This window comes from Anaerolineae bacterium, from assembly GCA_014360855.1.
In the GTDB taxonomy this organism is placed as follows: Bacteria; Chloroflexota; Anaerolineae; order JACIWP01; family JACIWP01; genus JACIWP01.
Genome location: JACIWP010000275.1, coordinates 1 through 3918, shown reverse-complemented (window position 1 = coordinate 3918; position 3918 = coordinate 1). Strand labels below are relative to the sequence as shown.

The window sequence follows — 3918 nt, the reverse complement described above, 5'->3', positions numbered from 1 at the left end:
CGCGCGAGGCACGGAGGCCCTGGCGCAGGAAGTCATCGAGAAGGTGGGGCCGGGGGGCAATTTCCTGGCGGAGGATCACACGGCACGCCATCTGCGGAGCGAGTTCTACTTCCCGACCCTGAGCGACCGGGAGTCGCGCGAGGATTGGGTCGCCGCCGGCGCCAAGACCGCCCGCGAGCGCGCCCGCGAGAAAGCGCGCCAGATCCTGCAGACGCACCAGCCGGCGCGCTGGCCGGCGGAAGTGGATGCGCGCATCCGCCGCGAGATCGCCGGCATCGTGCTGTAACACCGCCGCCTGCCCTTGTTTCTGCCAGGTGGCAGTCACCTCCGGGCTGACTGCCACCTTTTTCTGTGCCAGGTGTTTTTACAATTAACCAATCTGATAACCTCAGCATGGCGTATTCCATGCGCGAAAACTGGCTATTGACAATCCCGGCAACTTGTGGTATATTGTGAACTGGTAATTACCAGTTCCAGCCCAACCTCTTCTCATGGTAGTGTATTGCCGTTCCCGAGGGTGGTCGGATGGCCTTACAGCGCAACAGCTCTACTCCACTGCACCTTCAGTTAAAGACCGCGCTGGCCGCGCAGATTGCGCGGGGCAGTCTGCGGCCTGGACAGCGTCTCCCCTCCGAGCGCCAGTTGTGCGAGATGTTCGGGGTCAGCCGCACCACCGTGCGCCGGGCGATCGAGGAGCTGGAACGCGAGCATCTGATCCGCACAGTGCCGGCCCAGGGCACCTTTGTAGCTGTGCCGCAGGTGCAGGTCTCGGTGCATGTCTCCCTGGCTGGCTTCACCAGCGATATCCAGCGCGCCGGCTTTTCCCCTTCCAGCATCCTGCTGGAAACCGCCCTGATCTCTCCCGTACCGGAGGAACTCGCCGGCCCCATGCGCATTTCCCCGGATGAGGAGATCGTCAAGGTCGAGCGCCTCCGACTGATCAACGATATCCCCCTGGCCATCCATACCTGCTATCTCCCTCATCGCCTCTGCCCCGACATCCTGGCGCATGATCTGGGCAGGGAATCGTTGTTCGGGCTTCTGCGGGGCAAATACGGACTGCGCATCGCCTATGCCCAGGAGCAGGTATGCGCCTGTCTGGCAGACGACCGCGAGGCAAGGTTACTGCGGCTCACGCCGCCGGCGGCAGTCCTGCGCGCCCAGCGCCTGACCTTTTTGGACAGCGGCGAAGTGGTGGAATACTCCTTCTCAAGCTACTGCGGCGAGTGGTACCATCTCACCCTGGTGCTGGAGGGCCAGGAGGCGAGATAATCTTTTACCGATAGGAGCAGACATGGTTCACATCGTCATCGTTTCCCATGCGGACCTGGGCGAGGCGCTCATCCGGGCGGCGGAGATGATCGTGGGGCCGAAGGAAGGGGTGCATGCGGTTTCGCTCCAGCCGGAAGACTGCCCGGAAGCGCTGGCGGAGCGCCTGACAGCGGTGCTGGAGCCCCTTGCCGGCCAAGAGGTGCTGGTGCTGGTGGACCTCTTCGGCGGCACGCCGTACAATGTTTCCGCCCGCCAGATCATGGAGCGCGGGGTGGAATGCGTCACCGGCGCCAATCTGCCGATGCTGTTGGAACTGCTGATGTGTCGGGATGAGATGCCGGCCAGCGAGCTGGCCGAGATGATCACTGAGGCTGGCCGGGAATCGGTCAAAAACCTGGGGCCTATGTTCCGCAAGACCATGGCGGCCAATGCCAATCAGGTCTCGGCCGGCCAATGATGGCACGTTCTCCGGTGGGGGTCTTCGCCTGGCACGGCGAACGTTCGTAATGGAGCCATACCCAATCTGGCCTGGAAAGGAGGTGATGAGCCATCGCTGAGGAGTGGGGCCTAGTTCGCATTGATGATCGTCTCATTCACGGACAGGTGATCGCTGTCTGGTGCAAGCACAAGCCGTTCAAACGCATCGTCATCATTGATGACCAGCTTGCGCAGGACCCGTACATGCAGGAAGTGATGCGTTTGGCGGCGCCGCCTGGCTTAGTGGTGGAGGTCTATTCCGTCGACGCGGCCATTCAGACCCTGAGCCAGGAAACGCAGAACCGCAGTACTACCATGCTGTTGATGCGGTCCCCGCAGGTGGCCCGCCGGCTGTATGAGGGCGGGCTGACCTACAGCGCCCTGAATGTCGGGGGCATCGGGTCAGGGCCCGGCCGGCGCAACATCTTCAAAAATATTGCAGCGTCGGACGAGGAAATCGCTATCATGAAAGACCTGATGGACCGGGGCGTCCGCATCACACTGCTGACCGTGCCAGGCGAGAAGTCCAAAGAGTTCGCGGACCTGTATGCTGAACTGAAGCGCAAGTAAAAGGAGACGCGGCGATGAAAGTGAATCGGAAACAGCTCGCGGTCGCCATGATCGTCAGCCTGGTGCTCATGCTGGCCGGCGCGGTGGCTGTCTATGCCATGCCGGCACAGCAGACCGGCGCGGTGCGCATGAGCTTCCTCATGGCGGCGATCATCGGCATCCTGTACTATCTCTCGCTGTCCCCCTGGTTTGCCAACCTGGGCTTCACCGTGCTGTACCGGCCGCTGATCGCCGGCACGCTGGTGGGCATCGTCATGGGGCGGCCGGCGGAGGGCATCGCTATCGGCGCCAACATCAACGTGCTGTACCTGGGCTGGATTTCCGCCGGCGGCTCTCTGCCTGGCGACCCGGGCCTGGCCGGCTACCTGGGTACAGCCCTAGTGCTGGGCGGCGGCCTGGACATTCAGGCGGCCCTGGCCCTGGCCGCACCGCTGGGCCTGCTGGGCGGCCTGACCTGGTCCCTGCGCATGTCGCTGTGCTCCATCATCCCCCACTGGGCGGACCGCTTTGCGGAGGAGGGCAACATTAAGGCAGTTGCCCGCAGTAACTACATCTACTCTCAGCCCTTCCTCTTCATCCTGTATGCTGTACCAGTAGCGCTGGCGGCATACCTGGGCTCCGCCGCGGTGGGCTCCGCGCTGGACTGGATCGCCCAGCACGCCATCTGGGTGATGAACGGCCTCTTCACCGCCAGCGGCATGCTGGCCGCCCTCGGTATCGCGCTCAACTTGAAGTTCCTCCTGCGGGGCAATGTGTGGCCGTACTTCTTCATCGGCTTTGTGGTCACCACCATGATGGGCGGCAAGGTCAACCTGCTCATGATGGCCATCATCGCCGCGTGTGTCGCCTACCTGCATGTGCTGTGGGTGCACGGCATGGGTGAGGCTGCGCCGGCCACGGCCCAGGCACAGGCCCGCAAGGCGCCCGGCCTGTTGACCCGCCAGGACGTCTTCAAGGCCTGGCTGCGCTGGCTCTTCTTCTCCCACTCCACCTACAACTGGGAGCGCATGCAGGGCCTGGGCTTCGCCCACAGCATGACCCCCATCATTGAGAAATTGTACAAGACCAAGGAAGACATCAGCGCCGCGTTGAAGCGCCACCTTATCTTCTTCAACACCCAGCCGGACATCGGCGGCGTCATCCACGGCATCGTCATTGCCATGGAAGAGGAGAAAGCCGCCGGTGCGGACATCAGCGATGATGCCATCAATGGCGTCAAGACCGGTCTGATGGGCCCCATGGCCGGCGTGGGCGACACCATCCAGCAGGGCATCGTCATTCCCATCGCCCTGGCCATCGGCATCGGCATTGCCCTGGGCGGCCAGCCGCAGGCAACGCGCGGCAACATCCTCGGCCCCCTGTTCTATGTAGTGGCCGTGGCCGCCTTCGTCTGGGGCGTTGGCTGGTGGGTTTGGTGGCAGGGCTATGTCCAGGGCCGCGCTGCCGTGACCAGCATCCTGCAGAGCGGTGCACTGCAGAAGGTCATCACGGGCGCCGGCGTCCTGGGCAACTTCGTCATGGACGTATTCGGCCAGGCCAGCCGGCCCGGGCACGTCCGTGTCGAAGAAGGGAGCGCGAGCGTTGTCGCAGATGTTGTCC

The 3918-nt window shown here is 63.4% G+C and carries 5 protein-coding genes; all 5 read left to right on the top strand.

The annotated features are described in order from the left end of the window. A partial coding sequence (locus H5T60_12560) for a trimethylamine methyltransferase family protein (protein MBC7243262.1) occupies positions 1-286 on the top strand: 286 nt, incomplete at its 5' end. 239 nt (positions 287-525) lie between these two features. Then, positions 526-1272, top strand: a complete 747-nt coding sequence (locus H5T60_12555) for a GntR family transcriptional regulator (protein MBC7243261.1) — start codon at positions 526-528, stop codon at positions 1270-1272. A gap of 22 nt (positions 1273-1294) precedes the next feature. After that, on the top strand, positions 1295-1729 hold the full coding sequence (locus H5T60_12550; GenBank protein MBC7243260.1) for a PTS sugar transporter subunit IIA: 435 nt from the start codon (positions 1295-1297) through the stop codon (positions 1727-1729). A 146-nt stretch (positions 1730-1875) separates the two neighbouring features. Continuing rightward, a complete protein-coding gene (locus H5T60_12545; protein MBC7243259.1) occupies positions 1876-2319 on the top strand; it encodes a PTS sugar transporter subunit IIB in 444 nt (147 codons plus the stop codon). Between the two features lie 14 nt (positions 2320-2333). Then, positions 2334-3918, top strand: a 1585-nt coding sequence (locus H5T60_12540) for a PTS system mannose/fructose/sorbose family transporter subunit IID (GenBank protein ID MBC7243258.1), incomplete at its 3' end; no start/stop codon positions are given.